This window comes from Corynebacterium marquesiae, assembly GCF_030229635.1.
Taxonomy (GTDB): domain Bacteria; phylum Actinomycetota; class Actinomycetes; order Mycobacteriales; family Mycobacteriaceae; genus Corynebacterium; species Corynebacterium marquesiae.
Genome location: NZ_JASPII010000007.1, coordinates 108,825 through 129,100 on the forward strand (window position 1 = coordinate 108,825; position 20,276 = coordinate 129,100).

Here is a 20,276-nt window from a genome sequence, read left to right on the forward strand (position 1 = left end):
TTCTGCTCATAAAGTCCACGCATGCGGCATCAACTACAAGCGGTTGCTTCGCGCGCAATTTCGTTGGGCAGAGATCAAAAAATCCGCCCCACCCGAAGGTGGAGCGGACTCTTTAAAGCTCTACTGAGCGGTTACGGGGTATCGATTACTCGATAACCTTGGTAACGCGGCCAGCGCCGACGGTGCGGGAGCCCTCGCGGATAGCGAAGCGCAGGCCCTCGTCCATAGCGACCGGCTGGATGAGCTCAACGGACATCTCAACGTTGTCGCCAGGCATAACCATCTCGGTGCCCTCTGGCAGGTTAACAACACCGGTAACGTCCGTGGTACGGAAGTAGAACTGCGGACGGTAGTTGTTCATGAACGGGGTGTGGCGGCCGCCCTCTTCCTTCTTCAGGACGTAGACGGAACCCTCGAACTTGGTGTGCGGGGTGTAAGCGCCCGGCTTGATAACGACCTGGCCACGCTCAACGTCCTCACGCTTGGTACCACGCAGAAGCAGACCACAGTTGTCGCCAGCCTCGGTGTAGTCCATCATCTTGCGGAACATCTCGATACCGGTAACGGTGGTGGTCTGGGACTTCTCCTGGATACCGATGATCTCAACGTCCTCGTTGACTTCCAGACGGCCACGCTCAACACGGCCGGTAACAACGGTACCGCGGCCGGTAATGGTGAAGATGTCCTCGATAGGCATCAGGAACGGCTGGTCGGTAGCGCGCTGCGGATCCGGGATGGAGTTGTCGCAAGCTTCCATCAGGTCAACAACGGACTGTACCCACTTGTCCTCGCCCTCGAGAGCCTTCAGAGCGGAGATGTGAACGATAGGAGCTTCCTCATCGTAGTCCTGCTCTGCGAGCAGCTCACGGATCTCCATCTCAACGAGCTCGATGATTTCCTCATCATCAACCATGTCACACTTGTTCAGTGCAACGAGGATGTAAGGAACGCCAACCTGGCGAGCAAGCAGAACGTGCTCACGGGTCTGCGGCATCGGGCCATCGGTTGCAGCAACAACCAGGATAGCGCCGTCCATCTGAGCAGCGCCGGTAATCATGTTCTTGATGTAGTCGGCGTGGCCCGGAGCGTCAACGTGTGCGTAGTGGCGCTTCGGGGTGGAGTACTCAACGTGGGAGATGTTGATGGTAATACCGCGCTCCTTCTCCTCAGGAGCCTTGTCGATCATGTCGAACGCGAATGCCTCGTTCTCCTCAGGGTACTGGTCAGCCAGAACCTTGGTGATCGCTGCGGTGGTGGTGGTCTTGCCGTGGTCGACGTGTCCGATGGTGCCGATGTTCACATGCGGCTTCGTACGCTCGAACTTCTCCTTTGCCACTGTATGTCCTCCTGGACTATATGGTGGCTACGACCTTCGCAGCCACGTGGTTGACAGTTGTCATTGGCACCCGACCCACAGTATGTGGGGCAAAGCGCTAATGACGCTTTCTTTACGTGCCAGTTACACGATCCTAGATTTATGTCGCGGTTTTTTCAAACCGCCGTTATAGGAGGTAACCCCGCGAAAAATCGCGGCCATTTCCCTCGACAAGAATCTTTTTAAAAGGATCCTGGGAGGGTAACGGCCGGCTCAATACACAACTTAGAGTCCTAAGCTGCAAACTCAGCCCGCCGCTACCCTGGCCCAGTTGTCCCGCCCCGCGGCGGGTCTGGCAACTACTGGCGAAGAGTACCAGCCCGACTAAACCGCGGAGGAGACGGGGGCTAGCGCTTAGTTGGCGCCGCCGGTGCGCTCCTCGATGATCTCCTGTGCCACGGAGGAAGGAACCTCTGCGTAGGAATCGAAGACCATGGTGAAGTTTGCGCGGCCTGCGGTGGAGGAACGCAGGTCACCGATGTAACCGAACATCTCGGACAGCGGCACCTTAGCCTTAACGACCTTCGCACCGGAGCGGTCTTCCATTGCGAAGACCTGGCCACGGCGGGAGGAGATGTCACCGTTAACGGTACCCATGTACTCCTCAGGGGTAACAACCTCAACGGCCATCATCGGCTCGAGTAGAACCGGCTTAGCCTTGGCCATTGCTTCCTTGAAGACCTGGGAGCCGGCCAGCTTGAAGGCCATCTCGGAGGAGTCGACGTCGTGATAAGCGCCGTCTTCCAGGGTGGCCTTGATGTTGACCATCGGGAAGCCTGCCAGGTAGCCGTACTGCATAGCGTCCTGGATACCAGCGTCGACGGAAGGAATGTATTCCTTCGGAACGCGGCCACCGGTAACGGCATTCTCGAATGCGTAGGTTGCGGACTCGCCCTCTTCCAGGGTCTCTGGGTCCGGGTTGTACGGCTCGATGGTGCAGATAACCTTTGCGAACTGGCCGGAACCACCGGTCTGCTTCTTGTGGGTGTACTCCATGGACTCAACCTTCTTGCGGATGGTCTCACGGTATGCAACCTGCGGGTTACCGATGTTTGCCTCGACCTTGAACTCGCGCTTCATGCGGTCAACCAGAACGTCGAGGTGGAGCTCGCCCATGCCGCCGATAACGGTCTGGCCGGTCTCTTCATCCAGTTCAACGGTGAAGGTTGGGTCCTCAGCAGCAAGCTTCTGAATTGCGTTACCCAGCTTCTCCTGGTCGGCCTTGGTCTTTGGCTCGATGGAAACCTTGATAACCGGATCCGGGAAGTCCATGGACTCGAGGATGATCTGGTCATCCTTGTCACACAGGGTGTCACCGGTGGTGGTCTCCTTCAGGCCAACAACTGCGTAGATGTTGCCGGCGTCTGCCTGCTCAACAGGGTTCTCCTTGTTGGCGTGCATCTGGAAGAGCTTACCGATGCGCTCCTTCTTGCCCTTGGTGGAGTTCATAACCTCGGTACCCGGGGTGACCTGGCCGGAGTACACGCGGATGAAGTTCAGCTGGCCGAAGAACGGGTGAGCTGCAATCTTGAAGGACAGTGCGGAGAAGGAAGACTCCACGGAAGGCTTACGGGTAAGCTGGTTGTCCTCGTTGCCGACCTCGTGGCCGATAACCTCGCCAACGTCCAGCGGGTTAGGCAGGAAGTCAACAACAGCGTCCAGCAGCGGCTGCACGCCTTTATTGCGGTAAGCGGTACCGCAGTAAACCGGGTAAATCTCGGAGTTGATGGTCAGCTTACGGATACCGGCCTTGAGCTCGTCAATGGTCAGCTCCTCGCCGCCGAAGTACTTCTCCATGAGCTCTTCGTCGGACTCAGCAACGGTCTCGACCAACTTCTCGCGGTACTCCGCAGCCTTCTCCTTGAGGTCCTCAGGGATATCTTCTACAACAGGCTCTGCACCGGTCTCGACCTTGCCGCGCCAGGTCAGTGCCTGCATGTTCAGCAGATCAACGATGCCGTCGAAGTCATCTTCAGCACCAATAGGCAGCTGCATTACCAGCGGCTTAGCGCCCAGGCGGTCCTCAATGGTGGAGACGGTGTAGTAGAAGTCTGCGCCCAGCTTGTCCATCTTGTTGACGAAGCAGATACGCGGAACGTCGTACTTAGCAGCCTGACGCCACACCTGCTCGGACTGCGGCTCAACGCCTTCCTTACCGTCGAAGACTGCGACGGCGCCATCGAGAACACGGAGGGAACGCTCAACCTCAACGGTGAAGTCGACGTGACCCGGGGTGTCGATGATGTTGATCTGGTTGTTGTTCCAGAAGCAGGTCACGGCAGCGGAGGTAATGGTGATGCCGCGTTCCTTCTCCTGTGCCATCCAGTCAGTGGTGGAAGCACCGTCGTGGGTCTCGCCCACCTTACGGTTAATACCGGTGTAGAAGAGAATACGCTCGGTGGTGGTCGTCTTACCAGCATCGATGTGGGCCATGATGCCGATGTTGCGGACCTTGTTCAGGTCCTTAAGCACTTCTTGTGCCACGTTTATACCCCAACTTAATAGTCGTCGACGCCGTGACCAGGTTTCTGGCTATGACGCCTGCATGGATAAGGTCATGTATATTTTTGCCACTATTTGGCCGTCCTCGGAGCAGCCTGCCCCTAGACTTCCATCGCTTCAGTGTACTTGACACTCCACGATGCCGCTGGACTGGGCAGGGATACCGCTCAAAGTTCACACCCTTTAGGGCAAAAAATGACCCAAGCAAGAGATATGGAGTTTTGTGTTGCCGCGGCAGGAAAACTGCCGGCAGCCAGCGCGAAACTTGTTTCTCGTTGCTTGGGCCATTGATGTGGGTGCTGAAATTACCAGCGGTAGTGGGCGAAGGCGCGGTTGGCCTCTGCCATCTTGTGAGTATCCTCACGACGCTTAACGGAAGCGCCGAGGCCGTTGGAGGCATCCAGGATCTCGTTCGCGAGACGCTCGATCATGGAGTTCTCGCGACGCTGGCGGGTGAAGGTCACCATCCAGCGCAGTGCCAGGGTGTTAGCGCGGTCAGGGCGAACCTCAACCGGCACCTGGTAGGTAGCGCCACCGACACGGCGGGAGCGAACCTCGAGGTCTGGGCGGATGTTGCCCAGTGCCTTCTCCAGGGTGCCAACCGGATCGGTACCGGTCTTCTCACGGCAAGCCTCGAGAGCGCCGTAGACGATGCGCTCTGCGGTGGACTTCTTGCCGTCCTGGAGGATCTTGTTGACGAGCATGGTGACCTGCTCGGAGTTGTATACCGGGTCCTTGACTACAGGACGCTTCGGAGCAGCATTCTTACGCATTGTTTATTACTGTCCCTTCTTTGCGCCGTAACGGGAACGTGCCTGCTTACGGTCCTTGACACCCTGGGTATCCAGAGCGCCGCGGATGATCTTGTAACGAACACCAGGAAGGTCCTTCACACGGCCGCCGCGAACGAGGACCATGGAGTGCTCCTGCAGGTTGTGGCCCTCGCCCGGAATGTAGGCGGAAACCTCAATACCGGTGGTCAGGCGAACACGAGCAACCTTACGAAGTGCAGAGTTCGGCTTCTTAGGAGTGGTGGTGTACACGCGGGTGCACACACCGCGACGCTGCGGGGAACCCTTCAGCGCAGCGGTAGACACCTCAGAACGCTTGCTGTGGCGGCCCTTGCGGACCAGCTGCTGAATAGTTGGCATTTAACAGTCTTTCTGTCGAATCGCACCGAAGCCAAAAGAAAAGAACCAAACATGCAAAAATAGGCGCTCTTTCCCGGGGCGCTGCCGCATGTCCAGAACTCTTTCCAAGGCCGGTGCCTTGTTAAGGATCAGACTCTTCACCGCGTGCCATCCTGGCACGCATAGTGAACTGAAGTTTAGGGTAGCAAACCGACCGCGCTTTATACAAAACGCGATCGGCGGCTTCCTCCTGCTAGGACCATTCCCAGACCAGGTCCGCCTCGGCGGCCTTGGTGGCAAAGTATTCCTTTTCCTGTTCTTCCCACGTTTCAAACCACTGCTCGTAGGCGGGCTCGCGGGCGATGGCGCGTTCGCGGCGTTGGTCCCGGGGGCCGTCGATAAGCACGCTTACTACCGCGCCCCTCTCCTTGGCCGCGGCAATATTGGCGGCAGTTACCGAGCCCACGCCCTCCACGATGAGGTCATCGCGCACATCCAAGCTGGCCCAGTCCCCTGGGGCGCCTGCTTCCCAATCCCAGCGCCAATAGCCGGGGTTCATGGTGCGCAATACTTGCTCGGCCACCATATCCGAGCCCTTATCCAGGCCATGCCAGCCGGGGTAAAACTCATCGAGGTGCACTACCCGCCAATTGGTGCGCTCGGCCAGTGCGGCGGAGGTCCAGGTTTTGCCGGCGCCTGAAGGGCCGTCGATAAGCACGGTCACCGGCTTGAAGGCGCGCTTTCTGGCTGCGGCCAGCTTGACGATGTCCTCTAAAAGGCGCTCTTGTTGGCTATCAAAGTCCATGGTCGCTCAATCACTGCTTTCGCGGTTTATAGGCCGAAGAATCTCCAGGCCCCAGTGAGTACCGAAACTACCACCGGTACGAAAGCGAAGACAGTACCTAGGGCCATAATCCACCCATCACGGGCCCGCAGGCGGGACTCGCGAGCCCACGTACGTGCCCCTCCTCTAGGCGGAGTACGACCAAATCCGCGCGCCTCCATAGCCGTGGCCAACTTGCCCCCGCGGCGCAGCGCGATGACCAAAAGCCCAAAGGACATGGTGAGCAGATGCTTGAGCTTACCGACGTCCGTCAGTCCCCTCGCCCTGCGCGCCATACCCAACGACTGCCAGTCAGACTGGAAGAGCGTCATCATGCGCACACCCGCCACCGCACCGATGACAAAGCGCGAGGGTAGCTTCAGGATCTGCGAGAACGCATCGCCCAACTCCGTCGGATCAATATCGCGAGCCAGGACCACCATAGGGAGGGCCACGGCAAACACACGCAGCGTAATAGCAATCGCGAGGGTCAGCGAGTTCTGTGTGACCGTAATGAGCCACCAGCTGAAGTACTGCGTGCCACCAGGCTCGCCATATAGCAGCATCGAGATGCCAGAAATCGGTGCAATAAGAAAGAGGAACCAGCCGGCCTTAAAAAGCCGCACCCATGACACCCCGCACAGCGGCGCGAGGATCAGGGTAAGCGCCAACGATACCGCGGCCGAGACCCAGTCAATAGATCCCAATAGAGGGGTAACCCAAATAAACATCAAAAAGATGCGGCTAAGCGGGTTAGCCCCGCCTAAAAGATTAGGCACCGGGCACCTCCACTCGACAATCACCCAAGGCCTGGATGAAAAGCGGGTCATGGGTGATAGAGGCGATAGTGGTGCCGTCATCTGCCAATTGCCGCAGCAAGCGCACCAGCTCCACAAAAGTTTGGGGGTCTTGGCCAAAGGTAGGCTCATCCAACAGCAACACCGACGGCGCGGTCACCAAGGCAGTAGCGACAGACAGGCGTCTTTTCTCGCCGCCAGAGAGCGTGAACGGGTTAGCGTCTAAGAGATGCTGCAGCCGCAGTGATTCCACCAGCTGCGCGATCCTTTCCTCCGGCGGGTCCACGCGCATTACCTTGGGCGCAACGCGCAGCTCTTCGGCCACCGTACGGGCGACGAATTGGTGCTCCGAATTCTGGAAGACAAAGCCTATGCGGTCCGCCAGCTCGCGCGATTTCCAGCGCAGCGGCGACCCTTTGACCCCGCATCGCACGAAATCGGCCACCCCAATTTCCCCGGATTTAGCCGGCAGCAACCCGGCCATGGTCATCAACCAGGTGGACTTACCCGCGCCATTCGGCCCGGTAATGACCGTGGATGCTCCCGCCGGCAGCGCAATCGTGCGCGGCGGACCATAGCGGGTTACGAGGTCGGTGCTCCACAGCGCGGCTTCGCGCTCCGCAAGCTCGGCCTCGCCAAGGCGTCGCGCCTGCGGCAGGCCAGAGACCTGGCGGCGCTTGGCCACCTCCGCGAAGGAAGTATCGGCCACGATGCGCCCGCGGTCCAGCTCCACCGCACGGTCGAGCACACCGTCCCACGCCGCGTGCTGGTGCTCTACCACCACGAGCGTCGCGCCGGTTTCTTCCACCAGCCTAGCCACGGCGCGCACCACATCGCGTGCGCCGGCGGGGTCAAGGTTGGCCGTGGGTTCATCGAGAAGTACTACGCCCGCCCCCATAGCGATGACGCCGGCGAGCGCCAAGCGCTGCTTCTGCCCACCGGAGAGCCGCTCGGTGGGAAAATCCAGGTCCACGAAAGGCCCAACCAGTTCCTTGGCTGCGGCCACACGGCGCCAGATTTCCTCGCGCGGATACGCCAGGTTCTCGCAGCCGAAAGCAATGTCATCACCCACGCGCGCGGAGATCACCTGCGAATCCGGATCCTGAAGCACCAGCCCCACTGGGATGGTACGGCCTGGTTCCTCGACCATGCCGGTGGAATCTTCTAAGAGAATTTCACCAGTGCGGGTTCCTTCCTCATCGGAACCCAGCACTCCGGCCATCGCCGCAAGGAAGGTAGACTTTCCCGATCCAGAGTCGCCGCATAAAAGCACGCGTTCTCCCGGCTCGATGATCAGGTCAATATCGGATAGCGCCGGTTCGCTGCGTCCGGCATGAGTCCAGCCGAATCCTCGGGCTGTTATCTTGGTGGCGTTTCCCGCCAATGATGCACAATCAGACACGGACACAACACGCCCTAAGCGCGCTGTTCACGGCCTGCGGCAAAGCGATCCAGGGCACCGGTTTTAGCCAGGGCTTTCACCACGAAGAAACCCAGCGCACCGGCCAAGATAGCGCCGGAGATGTTCAGAGTCACAAAGTAGATGAGCTTGAACTCGAAGGAACGAGCCAGGTTGCCGGAGGTAAACAGCTCCAGGATGAAGGCACCCCAGCCAGCTGCCATGCCGGCCAGAATGGATACTCCCAGGCCAAACTTGCGGTACAGGAAGATGGCCAGGATGATTTCCACGCCAATGCCCTGTGCCAAGCCCGAGTACAGGGTGCTAGGGCCCCACTGGGAGCCCAGCATTGCAGAAACGGTTGCGGCAAGAACCTCCACATAGACAGCCGCACCTGGCTTGCGAATAATCAGACCACCAAGCACACCGCCAATAAGCCAGATACCCGTAGCGATACCGCCGAGGCCTGGAGTCACAGCGTCCATGGCCTCAAACCAGGCATAGCCCACTGCATTCCACCCCAAGAACACAAAGCCACAAGCCACGCCTAGAACGGACGCCACCACAATATCGACCACGCGCCAGTTCAGGCTGCGCTTCGGGGCAGCAGACGCACGTGTATTAGTAGTCAAAATTTCCTCCCTCTCGCCGGCATTATCCGGATCAGGTTCAACGGTTCACCGCGCATCTGGCGGCATCTCAGCCCGACACAGCTGCAAAACAGAGCAGCGCGCAAGCACCCGTGAAGTGTGCAATTTTCAATAACTTAGGCCGCACTCCTTTAAAGGTGTCTGGCCAAAAGCTGCATTCATACTAGCAAAGCAGTCTAGCGGTGCTCCCTAGACATCGAAACAGCCCCGCCTTCCTATCGTTCAGGAAGGCGGGGCCATTTATTTCCCGCGTTAACGCAAATTGAACTGCACGTTAGAAGGTGAAGTCCTCATCCAGCGGGACGGAAGCGCCGGTGAATTCACCGAAGCCGTCATCGCCGTAGATGGAATCGCCGTAAGTCGGAATCGAGTATGCGGCGTTGCGCGCAGCCTCGGTCGGCTTGACGGAGATATTGCGGTAGCGGGAGATACCCGTACCGGCCGGGATGAGTTTACCGATGATGACGTTCTCCTTGAGGCCAATGAGCTTATCGGAGCGCTTGTTAATAGCGGCGTCGGTAAGCACGCGAGTGGTCTCCTGGAACGATGCAGCGGACAGCCAAGACTCGGTAGCCAAGGAAGCCTTGGTGATACCCATAATCTCCGAACGCAGCTGAGCCGGCTCGCCGCCTTCTGCCACCTGGGCAGCGTTGAGCTGCTTAGCCTCAGAGAGGTCGATGAGGTTACCCGGCAGCAAGTCCGTGGTACCCGCATCGATGACGGTACCGCGGCGCAGCATCTGGCGGATGATGATCTCGATGTGCTTATCGTGGATAGCCACACCCTGGGTACGGTACACAGCCTGCACCTCGTTGATGAGGTGCTGCTCCACGCCACGACGGCCGAGAACCTCGAGAACGTCGTGCGGGTCAGCCGCACCACGCATCAGACGGTCACCGGTCTCAACGTGGTCGCCGTCTTTGAGGGAACGCTCGATCATGGCATCCGGGTTGGACTCCATTGGACGACGGACCTGAGCCAGGCCCTGACGCTTGGAGAGCTTTTCGTAAACCACGTCATCAGAGCCGTCATCCGGGGTGATGGTCAGGGTCCAGAAGTTGCCCTCATCGGACAGGGACACGGTGCCGTCAACGGAGGCGATAGGAGCGCGGTTCTTCGGGTTACGGGCCTCGAAGAGCTCCTGGACACGCGGCAGGCCGCCGGTAATATCGCCACCGACACCACCCTGGTGGAACGTACGCATGGTCAGCTGGGTACCCGGCTCACCAATGGACTGTGCAGCCACAATGCCGACAGCCTCGCCGATATCGACGAGCTGGCCGGAAGCCATGGACTTGCCGTAGCACTTGGCACATACGCCAGCCGGGGTCTGGCAGGTCAGCACGGAGCGAACCTTGACCTCGGTGACCTTAGCGTCAAGCAGCTTCTGGGTGAGCTCCTCAGTGAGGTCGGAGCCAGCCTCGGCCACAACCTCGCCGTCTTCGCCCTTGACATCGGTAGCCAGCACGCGGCCGGATGCAGAAGTCTCCCACAGCTCGGAGAGAACAACCTTGTCGCCAGACTCCTCGCCGATTGGGACGCGCACGCCCTGGCGGGTGCCACAGTCCTCTTCGCGGACGATGACGTCCTGGGCCACGTCCACCAGACGGCGGGTGAGGTAGCCGGAGTCAGCGGTACGCAGCGCGGTATCGGCCAGGCCCTTACGGGAGCCGTGGGAGTTATTGAAGTACTCCAGCACGGACAGGCCTTCGCGGAAGGAGGTCTTAATCGGACGGGTGATGTAATCACCGTGCGAGTTCACAACCATGCCCTTCATACCGGCCAGCGTCCAGATCTGACGCATGTTACCGGCCGCACCAGACTTCACAATCATCGGAATTGGGTTGTGGTCCGGGTACATGTTCTCGACGGCCTCACCGACGGTGTCGGTAGCGTCCTTCCACAGCTCAACCAGGCGATCGTAGCGCTCGCGCTCGGTCAGAGCGCCCTGCTCCCAGTACTTGCGCTCGATGCGCTCTGCTTCCTTCTCATAAGACTCGAGGATCTCGGTCTTATTCGGCAGAACCAGAACGTCAGACATGGTGATGGTCACGCCGGAACGGGTTGCCCAGTAGAAGCCGGCATCCTTCATGTTGTCCAGCACCTGAGCCACGGTGATCATCGGGTACTTATTGGCCAAGTCATTGACCACGTCACCGATGAGAACCTTATTGCCGGAGCCGCCGCCCTTACGGACCATGATGCCCTCGAGGTACGGGTAGTTCCACGGCAGCAGCTCGTTGAACATGACGCGGCCGATGGTGGTGTAGCCCATCCATGCCTGGCCCTTGGACCAGCCATCTGGGAACTGCTCTTCCTCGATCTCCTTCGGCGGGCGAAGGTGGTCGATGCGAACCTTGATCGGAGCCTGCAGGCCAACGGTGCCGCGGTCATAGGCCATGAGGGCCTCGGCGTAGGAGGAAAAGACACCAGTTGCTGGCTTATCCTCTTCTGCCTCGCGGTAGCGGCCATTGCCACCGATCTCATCCTCGGACTTGTCCATGGTCAGGTAGTACAGGCCGGTAACCATGTCCAGACGCGGCATGGCCAGCGGTTTACCGGATGCTGGGGACAGAATGTTATTGGACGCCAGCATCAAGACGCGGGCCTCAGCCTGCGCCTCAGCGGACAGCGGCAGGTGGACTGCCATCTGGTCGCCGTCGAAGTCGGCGTTGAACGCCTCACAAGCCAGCGGGTGCAGCTGAATAGCCTTACCCTCAACCAGCTTCGGCTCGAAGGCCTGGATACCCAGGCGGTGCAGCGTAGGAGCACGGTTGAGCATCACTGGGTGCTCGGAAATGGCCTGTTCCAGAACGTCCCACACCTCTGGGCGCTGGCGCTCAACCATGCGCTTGGCGGACTTGATGTTCTGGGCGTAGTCATTTTCTACCAGGCGCTTCATAACGAACGGCTTGAATAGCTCGAGCGCCATGAGCTTCGGCAGACCACACTCGTGCAGCTTCAGCTGCGGACCAACGATAATAACGGAACGGCCGGAGTAGTCCACGCGCTTACCCAGCAGGTTCTGGCGGAAGCGGCCCTGCTTGCCCTTGAGCAAGTCAGACAGGGACTTCAGCGGGCGGTTGCCCGGACCGGTAACCGGACGGCCGCGGCGGCCGTTATCGAAGAGCGCGTCTACAGACTCCTGCAGCATGCGCTTCTCGTTATTCACGATGATCTCTGGCGCACCCAGATCGATCATGCGCTTCAAACGGTTATTGCGGTTGATAACGCGGCGGTAGAGGTCGTTCAGGTCGGAGGTAGCAAAGCGGCCACCGTCCAGCTGCACCATTGGGCGCAGCTCTGGCGGGATAACTGGAATAGCATCCAGCACCATGCCAGCCGGATCGTTGCCGGAACGCAGGAAGGCAGCAACGACCTTCAGGCGCTTCAGGGCACGCATCTTCTTCTGGCCCTTGCCGTTGTTGATGATCTCACGCAGTTCCTCGGCCTCAGCCTCGAGGTCGAAGTTGCGGACCAGGGTCTGGATGGCTTCTGCACCCATGCCGCCGGTGAAGTAATCCTCGTAGCGGTCAACCAGCTCTTCGTAGATGGTCTCATCGATGATCATCTGCTTCGGAGCCAGCTTGATGAAGGTGTTCCAGATTTCATCCAGGCGGGCGATCTCGCGCTCGCCGCGCTCGCGGATGTGCTGCATCTCCTTATCAGCAGCGTTTTGTACCTTCTTGCGGGCATCTGCCTTGGCGCCGGCTGCTTCCAGCTCAGCCAGGTCAGATTCCAGCTTGGAGGCGCGCTCTGCGATCTCGGACTCGGTATCGTCCTCAACGTCCTTCTTCTCCAGAAGCATCTCTGCTTCCAGGGTGGACTGATCGTTGTGGCGAGCCTCTTCATCCACGGAAGTGATGATGTTGGCTGCGAAGTAAATGATGCGCTCGAGATCCTTCGGAGCCAAGTCCAGCAGGTAGCCCAAGCGGGAAGGAACGCCCTTGAAGTACCAAATGTGGGTTACCGGAGCGGCCAGCTCGATGTGGCCCATGCGCTCACGGCGAACCTTGGACTTGGTCACCTCAACGCCACAGCGCTCACAGATGATGCCCTTGTAGCGGACGCGCTTGTACTTGCCACAAGCGCACTCCCAGTCACGGGTGGGGCCGAAGATGCGCTCGCAGAAGAGGCCGTCCTTCTCCGGCTTCAGGGTGCGGTAGTTAATGGTCTCGGGCTTTTTGACCTCGCCCTTGGACCAGCGACGAATATCGTCTGCGGTGGCCAGACCGATGCGGAGCTCGTCGAAGAGATTTACGTCAAACACGTAATGTCTCCCTTTCATCCTCGTTGTCGAGGAATTGATGGCTTTTTATGAATGAAACGTTTATGCCCTGCCGCGGGGATTTCCCGCGGTGGACCAAGAAACTAATTAGGCGATGTCAGCGGAGGAACCCTCATCGCGGGACAGGTTAATGCCAAGCGATGGGCTATCCATGTCATCGTCATCAGAGCCAGACAGCTCCATCGGCGTGCCGTCGGTGGAGAGAACCTCGACGTTCAGGCACAGGGACTGCAGCTCCTTGAGCAACACCTTGAAGGACTCAGGGATGCCCGGATCTGGAATATTGTCGCCCTTAACAATGGCTTCGTAGACCTTCACGCGGCCAACGACGTCATCGGACTTGATGGTCAGCAGCTCCTGCAGGGTGTAGGCAGCGCCGTATGCCTGCATTGCCCACACCTCCATCTCGCCGAAGCGCTGGCCACCGAACTGGGCCTTACCACCCAGCGGCTGCTGGGTAATCATGGAATAAGGACCGGTGGAACGGGCGTGAATCTTCTCATCGACCAGGTGGTGCAGCTTGAGCATGTACATGTAGCCGACAGAGATCGGGTACTTGTACGGTTCACCCGAGCGGCCGTCGAAAAGCGTGGCCTTGCCATGCTCATTCACCAGCACATCGCCGTCGCGGTTAGGACGGGAAGAAGCCAGCAGGCGCTCGATCTCGTGGTTGGTAGCACCATCGAAGACCGGGGTCGCGGTCAAGGAATTCGCAGGCACGTCATACAGCTCTTCCGGCAGGGTCTTGAGCAGCTCGGCGTTCTTCGGGTCCTCGGTGTCAACCTTCCAGCCGGCATGTGCCAGCCAGCCCAGGTGAACCTCGAGGACCTGGCCGATGTTCATACGACGCGGCACACCGTGGGTGTTCAGCAGGATGTCTACCGGGGTGCCGTCTTCCATGAACGGCATATCCTCTGGCGGCAGGATCTTGCCCACAACGCCCTTGTTGCCGTGGCGGCCGGCCATCTTATCGCCGTCCTGGATCTTGCGCTTCTGGGCAACGTAGACACGAATCATCTCATTGACGCCAGGGGCCAGATCGTCATCATCCTCGCGGGAGAAGCGAGCAACGCCAATGACCTTGCCTACCTCACCGTGCGGCACCTTCATGGAGGTATCGCGGACCTCGCGGGCCTTCTCGCCGAAGATGGCGCGCAGCAGGCGCTCCTCCGGGGTCAGCTCGGTCTCGCCCTTCGGGGTGACCTTACCCACGAGGATGTCGCCGGCGCGGACGTCGGCACCGATGCGGATGATGCCGCGCTCGTCCAGGTCGCTCAGGACGTCCTCGGAGACGTTCGGGATCTCGCGGGTGATTTCCTCGGCGCCCAGCTTGGTATCGCGAGCATCGATCTCGTGCTCCTCGATGTGGACGGAGGTCAGGATGTCCTCTTCCACGATGCGCTGGTTGAGGATGATGGCGTCCTCGTAGTTATGGCCTTCCCACGGCATGAAGGCAACCAGCAGGTTGCGGCCGAGGGACATCTCACCATTGTGGGTACCAGGGCCATCGGCCAGAACCTGGCCGGCCTCTACGCGCTCGCCCATGGAAACCAGCGGGGTCTGGTTGTAGTTGGTGCCCTGGTTGGTGCGCTCGAACTTACGCAGGATGTAGGTATCGCGCTGGCCCTCATCATCCATGATGGTGATGACATCAGCGGTGACGTTTTCTACCACACCGGCCTTCGGGGTGATAACAACGTCGCCAGCGTCGTATGCAGCGCGCTGCTCCATACCGGTACCAACCAGCGGGGCCTCGGAGCGCACCAGCGGCACTGCCTGCTTCTGCATGTTCGCACCCATCAGGGCACGGTTAGCATCGTCGTGCTCCAAGAACGGAATCATGGCGGTACCCACGGAAACCATCTGGCGCGGGGAGACGTCAACGTAGTCCACACCGGAGGCATCGGTAAGTCCGATATCGCCGTCCTTCAGGCGAACCTCAATACGCTCGCCGGTGAGGTTGCCCTCTGCGTCCTGCTCGACCTCGGCCTGAGCAATAGCGAAGCGGTCCTCTTCGTCTGCGGTGAGGTACTCCACCTGGTCGGTGATCTTGCCGTCCACAACCTTGCGGTACGGGGTCTCAATGAAGCCGAAAGCATTCACGCGGGCGTAGGACGCCAGCGCACCAATCAGGCCAATGTTCGGGCCCTCGGGAGTCTCAATCGGGCACATACGGCCGTAGTGAGAAGCGTGAACGTCTCGCACCTCAATGCCGGCGCGCTCACGAGACAGGCCACCTGGGCCCAGCGCGGACAGGCGGCGCTTGTGGGTCAGGCCGGACAGCGAGTTGTTGTGGTCCATGAACTGGGACAGCTGCGAGGTACCGAAGAACTCGCGGATAGCAGCAGAGACCGGGCGCACGTTAATCAGGGAGGTCGGAGTGATGGACTCCGCATCCTGGGTGGTCATGCGCTCGCGCACAACGCGCTCCATGCGGGACAGGCCTACACGGACCTGGTTCTGGATGAGCTCACCCACGGTGCGCAGGCGACGGTTACCAAAGTGGTCGATGTCATCCGTGTGCAGGGAGATCATCTCACCGTTCGGTGCCTTCATCTCGCGCTCGCCTACGTGCAGGCGGACCAGGTACTCGAGGGTGACGGCAATGTCTTCCTCGGTCAGGGTCATCAGACCATCGTGGTCGCCGCCGAGCCCCAGCTTGCGGTTGACCTTGTAGCGGCCGACCTTAGCCAGGTCGTAACGCTTTGCACGGAAGAAGGAGTTATCCAGCAAGGACTGAGCTAGCTCGCGGGTGGGCTGCTCGCCTGGGCGCTGCTTGCGGTAAATCTCCAGCAGTGCCTCATCGGTGTTCGCTACACCGTCAGACTCTAGGGTGGACATCATGAGCTCGGAGAAGCCGAAGCGATCCCTGATCTGCTCCTCGCTCCAGCCCAGTGCCTTAAGCAGCACGGTTACCGGCTGGCGGCGCTTGCGGTCAATGCGCACGCCAACGGTGTCGCGCTTGTCGACGTCGAACTCCAACCATGCACCGCGGGAAGGAATAACCTTCACGGAGTGCAGCGGGCGCTCGGTGGACTTATCGATCGAGCGATCGAAGTAGACGCCCGGGGAGCGCACTAGCTGAGACACGACGACGCGCTCGGTACCGTTCACGATGAACGTGCCCATATCCGTCATGATCGGGAAATCGCCGATGAAGACGGTCTGCGACTTAATCTCTTGGGTGTCGTTATTAATAAACTCTGCGGTCACGTACAGCGGCGCGGAGTAGTTGATGTCCTTTTCCTTGCACTCATCCACGGTGTTCTTCACCGGTTCAAAGCGCGGCTCCGACAAGGACAGGGACATATTGCCCGAGTAGTCCTCAATCGGCGAGAGCTCTTCGAGGATGTCCTCGAGGCCGCTCGTCACGCGGGCGTCATCGCCGCGCTCAGCCTGCTCGCGCTCGCGCCACTCCGGCGCGCCGACGAGCCAAGCAAAGGAATCAAGTTGTACGTCAAGGAGTCCCGGCAGGGCGATAGGCTCGCTGATTTTTGCAAACGAGTATCGCTTCGGGGCTCCGGGGATATTGGCCACTGACTTGGTCTGGCGGGAGACTGCCAAGATGGGTCCTTCCAGCACCTCACGCGGATTGCCTGCTCGCCCTGGCCGACGAGCCGCAAAACCGCTGGTAATTCTAGCATTCGGTCTGCTGTGGAGTGTCTGGGTTCAGAATGCACAAAATCACCTTGTCAAGTCGGTTTTGCCATCACCGGCCTGAAAGGCTAAATGTGCACCGAAGATCCAGATTCCAGCGCAACGAAACAGCTTATAGGAAAAGACCTGCCATGTAAAGACACACCACTCTTGGGGCGTGTCGCTACCGCGCTAGGGGGCAAGCTCGTGCTCGCCGCGGCGCTAACGCGTCCATGCCGCGCCACTGTGCGCGACAACCACCGAGCACCCTACCACTAAATTCTCGCCACACCGCAAACCTGGTGGCGAATTAGTCTATTAACTGGGCTTTTAGCGGCTGGCTGGAACCGCATTGCCGCCGACGCGTCCGCGGTTATGGCGCGAGCGGGCGTGCTTGTTCTTACCGCCAAATAGGCCGAGAGCACCAATGATTCCCAGCAATGTCAGAAGCGCACCCACACCGATGATCACCCAGCGGATGATTTCCGCCACGCGGTCGCGCGGGAATTCCTTGGCTTCCTTCAGCAGTTCCTGTTGATCTTCATCGGAGGTGGAACCATTAAAGACGAAAGCGCGCTCGCGGCCCACGCCCTCGCGGTCCGCGTAGTAATCATCGATATCCATATCCATGCCCACCACCAGGCCAGTCTCCTGATCCACGTAGAAGTCACGGCTGCCGGAGTGGGTCAGGTAGCCCTGCTCCTCGCCGCCGCCTTCCTTGGGCAGGCTGGTGGTATTGCCATCGGCCGCATAAAGCTGCGCCACGTTAATCGGCTCAATTTCTTGGTGGTAGCGGTAGACCGTGCGCCCATCCATCGTGGTTTCTTCTTCAAAGACGGCATCGACGGCCTTGCGCAGGGTCGGGTCAAAGACCGGGTAGTTGGTCTTTTCCGCGTCCGCTGGGAACTTAAGCCAGTAGCCATCCACCGTTACTTTGTCCAAAGGCGTAGCAAGCGTATGGCTAAGCGACGCCTCCCCCAGAGCCTCACCACTCAAGCGGTCCACCGGGTAGCTCCACACCTGGGCTTGGCTTAGGTCATTGAGGCCCTCACCGTCGCCACGCATGCGGGTCTCACCGATGCGCACGGTGGCCTTCTCCTCGTCCGAGGGTTCTTGGATATCCATGTTGATCTGGTAGGTCATGGGGCCCGAATACGGCTGTGTGCCGTCCTTGGACAGCTGCTGCGAATCCGCAGAATCATCGTGCAGTGTCCACGTACTGTTTTTCAGGTTCAACGGCAGCCGCGGGGAGTAATCCAAAAACGCCGGCGCCACAATACCGGCGGCGATGAGCGCGACGCCGAGGCCTAGGAGCAGGACGGAAATAATGCGGGACTTGGGCAGCATGGGGGCTAATTCTACAGCCCTTGGCGGCGATTCCTTGTTTCTACAGGCCCATGATGCTCACGGCACCGTCGTTCCGGTACAAAGAAACCCATATTGCGGCCACGATCCTCCGGAAGTCGTGCCCCTACGGCGCACAACCCGGCCGCTTTATAGGGCGCGACCGCTCCTCCACAGTACAAGCACTGTGACAGGAACAATCCGCCCCAAGACACAAAACGAGGAAACCCCCATCCTCCACCGCGTAAAGCGATAGAAGTGGGGGGTTGAAAGCGTAAAGCTCAGTGAAATTACTTGAGCTCGACGGAAGCGCCAGCCTCTTCCAGCTTGGTCTTAGCAGCCTCAGCGTCGTCCTTGGAAGCGCCCTCGAGGATAGCCTTAGGAGCACCCTCGACCATTTCCTTAGCTTCCTTCAGGCCCAGGCCGGAGACGATCTCGCGGACAGCCTTAATAACGCCAATCTTCTTAGCGCCAGCGTCGGTCAGAACGACGTCGAACTCGGTCTTCTCCTCAGCGGCACCAGCGCCGCCCTCAGCCGGAGCGCCAGCTGCAACAGCAGCAACCGGAGCAGCAGCCTCAACGTCGAATACCTCTTCAAATTCCTTAACGAACTCGGACAGTTCGATGAGGGTCATTTCCTTGAAAGCTTCAATGAGCTCGTCCTTGGTGAGCTTAGCCATGATGGCAAGTCCTTTCTGTGTTGTGTGTACGCTGCGCGTGATTTATGCAGCGCACACGGTGTTGTAATTGTGCGTCTTTTGTGACGACTTAAGCTTCTGCTTCCTTCTTGTCCTGCAGGGCTGCGACGGTGCGTACAGCCTTGGTTGCAGGAGCGTTGAAGAGAGCGGCAGCCTTCGCCATAGAACCCTTCATAGCGCCAGCCAGCTTTGCGAGGGTGGTCTCGCGGTTATCCAGCTTGGCGATGGCCTCAACCTGGTCGGCAGACAGTGCGTTGCCGTCCATGTAGCCACCCTTGATGATGAGTGCCTTGTTGTCATCAGCGAACTTGGTGATGACCTTCGCAGCATCCACTGCCTCGCCCTTGATGAACGCAATTGCGGTCGGGCCAGTCAGCAAATCATCAAGATCTTCGATGCCAGCTTCCTTGGCAGCGATCTTGAAAAGGGTGTTCTTGGCGACGGAGTATTCAACGTCAAAGCCCAGATCGTTACGCAGCTCTTGCAGCTGGGATACGGTCAGGCCGCGGTACTCGGTCAATACAACAGAGTTAGCGCCAGCCAGCTTCTCCTTCAGCTCTGCCAGGTCTGCAGTGTTCTTTGGGTTTGCCATTGTCTCTCGCCTCCTTCCAAAACATCTCTTTTATTATTCCGCCGGGGCCTTCCTCGCTTCGCTTGCCCGAAACAACAAAAGCCCCGTGCAAGAGCACAGGGCGCGCGACATAAGAGAATGCCGCGAATAATCGCAAAGTGTCTCCTGCGTGGGCCGCCTCCTAGGATGGAGAACCTTCGATCCAAATGGATGACCAACGGTCTTCGGTGAACTTTGACTCGACCGTGATGTGGCCGTTCAAACTTCGAGGAAAACACTACCTCCCCACCCGCGGTTTCTCCAAATCGCCGTTTTCGCCGCGTAGGATAGCCGCGATGACCTGCGCCTGCACGATAACCAGGCCCTTTCCCGCGCGTCCGAGGCCGCCGCGCGAGGTCGATGCCACCGTCAAGGACACCCTGGCCTCCCAGGTGACGGCAGATGAACCGGAGGGGGTGCCGGATTTGGGGCGTCGGCAAGCAGTGCATCTGCCTGGCCCAAACCCACCGATCCGGCATTGTCGGCATCCATGGCCGAACACTGGACGTCCGGCGAGGCCGGGGCGCGCGAGCGACTAGCCCAGCTGGACCTGGCCGACTACGCCGGGGAGCGCGATATTCCCGCGCTCAATGCCACCTCCCTACTCTCGCCCCACCTGCGCTTTGGCGAGGTCTCCCCGCGTGAGGTGTGGTTCGCCGCGGATCAAGGTCTGGCAGGCCGGCACTACGGGCATTCCGCTTATCGACGCCGGAATGCGCGAGCTATGGGCCACCAGGTATATGCACAATCGCGTGCGCATGGTGGTGGGCTCCTTTCTCACCAAGAACCTGGGCATCCACTGGCGCCTGGACGAGGAATGGTTCTGGGACACCTTGGTGGACGCCGATGCCGCTTCCAACCCGTTTAGTTGGCAGTGGGTGGCCGGTTGCGGCGATGATGCCGCGCCTTTCTTCCGCATCTTCAACCCCGAAACGCAGGCCCAGCGCTTCGACCCTCAGGGCGAGTACGTGCGCCGCTGGGCACCCGCGCTGTCCGCGCCGCCCATCGTGGACCTAAAGTAATC

At 59.6% G+C, this 20,276-nt stretch carries 14 protein-coding genes, 1 pseudogene and 1 riboswitch; of the genes and pseudogenes, 1 reads left to right on the forward strand and 14 read right to left on the reverse strand.

The features are described from left to right. Window positions 1-145: 145 nt before the first annotated feature. The 14 genes from tuf to QP971_RS06495 all read right to left on the reverse strand — a co-directional run bounded on the left by tuf (window position 146) and on the right by QP971_RS06495 (window position 19,631). Window positions 146-1,336: an elongation factor Tu gene (gene tuf / locus QP971_RS06430; RefSeq protein ID WP_239273828.1), complete on the reverse strand. Its 1,191-nt coding sequence runs from the start codon at window positions 1,334-1,336 to the stop codon at window positions 146-148. A gap of 393 nt (window positions 1,337-1,729) precedes the next feature. Further along, entirely contained in the window at window positions 1,730-3,859 is a 2,130-nt protein-coding gene (gene fusA, locus QP971_RS06435; protein ID WP_284811125.1) for an elongation factor G, read from the reverse strand. Between the two features lie 323 nt (window positions 3,860-4,182). Further along, window positions 4,183-4,650 carry a 30S ribosomal protein S7 gene (gene rpsG / locus QP971_RS06440; protein WP_005322865.1) on the reverse strand — a complete coding sequence of 156 codons (468 nt, stop codon included), beginning with the start codon at window positions 4,648-4,650 and terminating at the stop codon, window positions 4,183-4,185. A gap of 6 nt (window positions 4,651-4,656) precedes the next feature. Further along, window positions 4,657-5,028, reverse strand: coding sequence for a 30S ribosomal protein S12 (gene rpsL, locus QP971_RS06445; RefSeq protein WP_238800416.1), 372 nt, complete (start codon window positions 5,026-5,028; stop codon window positions 4,657-4,659). A 232-nt stretch (window positions 5,029-5,260) separates the two neighbouring features. After that, entirely contained in the window at window positions 5,261-5,812 is a 552-nt protein-coding gene (locus QP971_RS06450; protein ID WP_284811126.1) for a nucleoside/nucleotide kinase family protein, read from the reverse strand. 26 nt (window positions 5,813-5,838) lie between these two features. Then, window positions 5,839-6,609, reverse strand: coding sequence for an energy-coupling factor transporter transmembrane component T family protein (locus tag QP971_RS06455; RefSeq protein WP_284811127.1), 771 nt, complete (start codon window positions 6,607-6,609; stop codon window positions 5,839-5,841). Beyond that, on the reverse strand, window positions 6,602-8,029 hold the full coding sequence (locus tag QP971_RS06460) for an ABC transporter ATP-binding protein (protein WP_284811137.1): 1,428 nt from the start codon (window positions 8,027-8,029) through the stop codon (window positions 6,602-6,604). The genes QP971_RS06455 and QP971_RS06460 overlap by 8 nt, the downstream gene beginning before the upstream one ends. Before the next feature lie 14 nt (window positions 8,030-8,043). Further along, window positions 8,044-8,658 (reverse strand): ECF transporter S component, encoded by a 615-nt coding sequence (locus tag QP971_RS06465; protein WP_239278137.1) that lies wholly within the window; start codon window positions 8,656-8,658, stop codon window positions 8,044-8,046. Then, a riboswitch (TPP riboswitch) is annotated at window positions 8,648-8,780 on the reverse strand. It overlaps the preceding gene by 11 nt. Window positions 8,781-8,950: 170 nt before the next feature. Beyond that, the gene (locus tag QP971_RS06470; protein WP_239278139.1) at window positions 8,951-12,946 is read right to left on the reverse strand and encodes a DNA-directed RNA polymerase subunit beta'; all 3,996 of its coding nucleotides are present in this window, start codon (window positions 12,944-12,946) and stop codon (window positions 8,951-8,953) included. A gap of 105 nt (window positions 12,947-13,051) precedes the next feature. Beyond that, window positions 13,052-16,546 carry a DNA-directed RNA polymerase subunit beta gene (rpoB, locus tag QP971_RS06475; RefSeq protein WP_284821753.1) on the reverse strand — a complete coding sequence of 1,165 codons (3,495 nt, stop codon included), beginning with the start codon at window positions 16,544-16,546 and terminating at the stop codon, window positions 13,052-13,054. Between the two features lie 384 nt (window positions 16,547-16,930). Next, window positions 16,931-17,947, reverse strand: coding sequence for a cell envelope lipid trafficking protein PgfA (gene pgfA, locus QP971_RS06480; protein ID WP_284811129.1), 1,017 nt, complete (start codon window positions 17,945-17,947; stop codon window positions 16,931-16,933). 287 nt (window positions 17,948-18,234) lie between these two features. Further along, entirely contained in the window at window positions 18,235-18,624 is a 390-nt protein-coding gene (gene rplL / locus QP971_RS06485; protein ID WP_005322882.1) for a 50S ribosomal protein L7/L12, read from the reverse strand. 88 nt (window positions 18,625-18,712) lie between these two features. After that, window positions 18,713-19,234 (reverse strand): 50S ribosomal protein L10, encoded by a 522-nt coding sequence (gene rplJ / locus QP971_RS06490; protein WP_284811130.1) that lies wholly within the window; start codon window positions 19,232-19,234, stop codon window positions 18,713-18,715. A gap of 256 nt (window positions 19,235-19,490) precedes the next feature. Continuing rightward, entirely contained in the window at window positions 19,491-19,631 is a 141-nt protein-coding gene (locus QP971_RS06495; protein ID WP_284811131.1) for a hypothetical protein, read from the reverse strand. Window positions 19,632-19,733: 102 nt separating this feature from the next. Here QP971_RS06495 and QP971_RS06500 point away from each other — a divergent pair. Beyond that, window positions 19,734-20,274 (forward strand): annotated as a pseudogene (locus tag QP971_RS06500) (FAD-binding domain-containing protein); the annotation flags it as partial. Between the last annotated feature and the right edge of the window lie 2 nt (window positions 20,275-20,276).